At 33.1% G+C, this 3019-nt stretch carries 1 protein-coding gene and 3 tRNA genes; all 4 read right to left on the bottom strand.

The features are described from left to right. Positions 1–138: 138 nt before the first annotated feature. A complete protein-coding gene (spoIIE, locus tag BMX60_RS11700; protein ID WP_091351610.1) occupies positions 139–2538 on the bottom strand; it encodes a stage II sporulation protein E in 2400 nt (799 codons plus the stop codon). Positions 2539–2776: 238 nt separating this feature from the next. Continuing rightward, positions 2777–2852, bottom strand: a tRNA-Val gene (locus BMX60_RS11695). 3 nt (positions 2853–2855) lie between these two features. Then, a tRNA-Glu gene (locus BMX60_RS11690) sits at positions 2856–2930 on the bottom strand. 9 nt (positions 2931–2939) lie between these two features. Then, positions 2940–3016 (bottom strand) — tRNA-Met (locus tag BMX60_RS11685). Between the last annotated feature and the right edge of the window lie 3 nt (positions 3017–3019).

Genomic DNA, 3019 nt, shown 5'->3' with positions numbered 1-3019 from the left:
GTAGCCATAAACAACTCACCCCACTACATAATAACATTTATCCACATACCTAGCAATCTATACTTTCCTAAGCAATCAAAAAATCTATAGACAAAGTCATTTTTCAAGACTTTGTCTATAGATCACAATAATCTTCCTTTAATTTGTCATTTTTTGTATAACCCATCTGCCTAAGACAGAAGGCTGAGAATTCCCTTCTAATTTTATTACCACAACTGTTAAATCATCAAGTTTACTTTCTATCCCCCTTTGTCTGCTTTTATGTAATATTAATTCCGCTAATCTGTTAGGACTAATATTAGGTGTTATATTTTCTAGTAAAAATGTTAACCATCCCTCTTTATCAGTGGCAACAGGGTTGCTATCTAAAACCCCATCTGAAACCATAATTAAGAAATCATCTTTTTGTAAAGGGTATTCTGTAACTGTTGCACCGACATTTTCCAACATTCCAACGGGTAAGTTATTACCTTCTATTCTTTTCACATCTTTACCGGATTTAATAAATGACATTGCAGCACCGTTTTTAAAAAATTGGGTTTTGCCATTATATAAATCAATTACTGCTATATCTAAAGTCGCAAAACTTTCCTCATTATTTCTCAAAGAAAGTATTGTATTAACAGCTTTTATTGCTTTTTCAGTATCAAATCCCACTTGCAACATCTTTCTAAGCAAACCAACAATCCTTTCACTTTCCTCTTTAGCCTTTTCACCTTTTCCCATTCCATCACTCAATATTAACACTTGTTTACCATTATCTAAGGAAAATTGACTAAATGTATCTCCACAAATTCCATTGATCCCTTTTTGCCCTACACCTATAGAAAGCTTATACTTTTCTTTAGACAAAAGGGCAAATTTACAGTTTCCTGAGTTATTTTCATTTCCATAATATCCACAACTGCCTTTTAAAACACACATTTGATTTTTAAACCTTTTTTCTACTAATCCTGTGACTATCTTTTCACACTCTCCATTTCCTCCACAGGATTTTTTAACTATTTGTACCTCAGGCTTGTCCCTTTCTATTCCCTTTACATTTATTTCTTCACATTCTATCCCAGCATCATCTAACAATTGCCATAACTCTTGTTCTATATCCTTTCTCCGTCCAATATCTAAATTTATATCCATAGCTAGATTTTCCATTACTCTAGCAATACCTTCTAATTGGTTGGCTACTAAACCTTTACTCTCTAGAAGGGATTGTTGCCATTGATAATTTATTTTATGTAGTTCATAAACACTTTGGGTAATATCTACTAATCCTTTAGTGTTAATACATTTTTTAAACAATTGATCTGGAATATTACTTATTTGTAATTGCCCTTCTTCCGCTAAATTTACCATCTTAAATAAATCTTTATAAGTACCTAAAAACTCTTTTTGCCAACAAAGATTAGCTTTTTTACAATCTCCACATGCCTTTTGTTGAATAGTTTCAATCATTTGATGTACACTTTGTTGCTCCATCTGATATTTAGAAACAGCTACATCATTAAATCCTTGAGCAAGTTCTCGAAAAATACTAGCAAACTGATAAATCTTTTTGATAGCAGCATCTTTAACTTTTTTTTGATAAATTTTTTCCCTTTGCTCACCATTGTTTAATTCTTGAATTTTATTAAAAATTGCCTTTGGAGTAAGTAAAAATATGCTTAAAGCAATTAAACTTTCCAAAGCTAACATCTTAAACTCAAAAAAATCCAGACTGTACAAAAAGATAGTTAGTCCACCACCAATGTACCCCAATATTATTCCGGGTTTTTTCCAATTATTCATTATCCCTGCCGTTAATCCTGTAAAACCATAAAAGGCGATGTGATGGGTAATATTAGGGTGACTAAAATTAGAAAGTAGTCCAATAATTATTCCTAAAGTGGCTGCTAATTTAATACCACCGATATAAGCTGTTACTAATAATATAAGTTTGCTTAAAGTACCTACAACACTTATATTAGCCACAGTTAATGATGTAATGCCACTTAATGCTAATCCCCACATAATAACAGCACAAATAATGGTTTCTACAGTTTTTTCCCTTTCAAATTGAAGAATAAATAAACCTTGTTTGAAGATATAAGCTGAAGTTAAGCCAATTATAATCTGTAAAATTAATAAAAATATATCGAAAGAAATAAAATCTGATGTCACAAGGACAGGAGAGTAAGTAAAAGCTATTAACAAGGGCAAAGCTAACATTGAATAAATAGAGTTATCAGAAGTTTTTTTCTTAACTACCCATATAATAAACATGGATAAGATCAATAACAATATGTTGGTATTTTGACTAAACAAACCGAAAATCAATACAACAATAATCATATTAGGTATTTGTTCCAATGGCGCTACTGCAACAAATGGTAAAATAAAAGGTGTTATTCCTTCTAAAATAGTAACTCCAGTTAGCATGAGGATTAAAATATTATACAATATATTACGATAACCAAAGAAAATGTTAAGAGTGTGTAATATCCTTCCCCGTAATCCTTTATTCTCTACTGGTGCCCAACGATGAGTTTCTCTGTTAATCAAATTAATCAACTCCCTTTACTATTCCTTTTCCTCGATTATACAGCATTGGAAGAGAAAAACCTGTCATAACATGGAGTTGATAAAAAAAAGTTATCGACAATTTTCATAATATTATTCTAAATTTTTATCTAATTTAAAGCTTTAATTGAGCTTTCACTGTTATTTTATATACCTTTTAGTCGTTTTGGCTCAATAAAAAATAAAAACTGTACATTTCGTACAGTTTTTTCTCATTTTATGGTGGGCGAAGACGGGATCGAACCGCCGACCCCCTGCTTGTAAGGCAGGTGCTCTCCCAGCTGAGCTATTCACCCATGTGGTGACCCCTAGGGGATTCGAACCCCTGTTACCGCCGTGAAAGGGCGGTGTCTTAACCACTTGACCAAGGGGCCATTCTTCTTTGGTTGCGGGGGCAGGATTTGAACCTGCGACCTCCGGGTTATGAGCCCGACGAGCTACCTGGCTGCTCTACCCCGCGTCA

The organism is Anaerobranca gottschalkii DSM 13577, from assembly GCF_900111575.1.
GTDB classification, from domain to species: domain Bacteria; phylum Bacillota; class Proteinivoracia; order Proteinivoracales; family Proteinivoracaceae; genus Anaerobranca; species Anaerobranca gottschalkii.
The sequence above is the reverse complement of the archived record's forward strand: the minus strand, read 5'-3'. Positions and strand labels throughout refer to the sequence as shown.